Below are 242 nucleotides of genomic sequence, written 5' to 3'. Positions count from 1 at the left end.
CGCGGCCTCGCGGTGATGGTCGTCGCCACGCCCTGTCCGCTGATCCTCGGCGTGCCCGTGGCGATCATCTCGGGCCTGTCGCGCTGCGCCGGACGCGGCGTGCTGGTCAAGGGCGGCGGCGCGCTGGAGACGCTCGCCCGGGTGGACACGGTATTCCTCGACAAGACGGGCACGCTGACCGCCGGCCGTGCGCGCGTCGCCGGCATAAGTGCCGCGTCCGGCATCCCGCCCGATGAGGTGCT

1 pseudogene is annotated in these 242 nt (G+C 74.0%); it reads left to right on the top strand.

The features are described from left to right. A pseudogene (locus B8460_RS16330) lies at nucleotides 1–242 on the top strand (heavy metal translocating P-type ATPase); the annotation flags it as partial.

It is taken from the genome of Acidisphaera rubrifaciens HS-AP3, from assembly GCF_000964365.1.
Lineage (GTDB): Bacteria > Pseudomonadota > Alphaproteobacteria > Acetobacterales > Acetobacteraceae > Acidisphaera > Acidisphaera rubrifaciens.
This window is presented reverse-complemented; position numbering and strand designations above follow the sequence as displayed.